Genomic DNA, 945 nt, shown 5'->3' on the forward strand with positions numbered 1-945 from the left:
TTCACTATGCCACTACATACACACCTCGATCGGTGATAAATTGCTAATTGCTTATAGGCTGCTAATACAAAAAACCTCTGATTACGCTCAGCGTGAACAGAGGTTTTTATTTAGAGTCTTTTGTCTATTAAGAAGCTGTTGCGAAGACATTGAGCATTGGAGATTCAATTACCGACCTGCAATGCCACCCTCTACCCAACTTAGCTTGTCACGCTTACATGAAATCAACTATTTGCGGGGTAAAGTTTAGTCGGACCAAGGAACATAGATTGCTCGCTCGGAGCCAAAACTTGCGGTAAGCCATTGGACTTTTCTGTGCTTCTTACGTAGGTACAATGTACTTCTAATACAGGTACATTGGCTGCGCCTGAGTAGGCTGGTTTTTTGACTATACGGTCTACAGATAGTTGAGCTGAAGGTGGTAATAAAAACTCGGCTTGAACAGCAATGGCTGAATCATTGCTCTTAAACCCCATAAGCTTTGCCATGTTCTCAAACCCTTGCTTCATTTTATTTCTACGACGATGTTCAAAATATAGAGTCTTACTCTTTTCGATTACATCGTTAACGTATTTCTTTTCATAGCTCGCAACGCTATTAATAGAGGGATCATTTAAGTTCAGAAGCCTAACGGTAGTTTCATCTAAGCGATTAGCAAGGTTGGTACTATTGTAACCACTGAAGGCACTAATATTGACACCTTGAGCCCGACGAATAACAAAATTCAGAATTCCCTCTGTATTTTTGTAAACGGGAAAACAAGCGCCTTCGATAAAACCTTTGTGAAAACTACAGGACAAATAACGGCTACTTTTAATGGTTCCGACTGGCCCTTTGGGATTAGCACCGTTGACGATGTCATCCGCATACTTCCACCAAGCTGAATTCTGCGGGTTTGGTATCGTAATTTGACGGTACACAGGAACATCGACATGTGACGTTGAG

The 945-nt window shown here is 41.5% G+C and carries 1 pseudogene; it reads right to left on the minus strand.

Features of this window, described 5'->3' with window-relative positions:
• Positions 1-224: 224 nt before the first annotated feature.
• Positions 225-945, minus strand: a pseudogene (locus BCT81_RS19415) (hypothetical protein); the annotation flags it as partial.

This window comes from Vibrio sp. 10N.261.52.A1 (assembly GCF_002876325.1).
GTDB classification, from domain to species: Bacteria; Pseudomonadota; Gammaproteobacteria; order Enterobacterales; family Vibrionaceae; genus Vibrio; species Vibrio chagasii.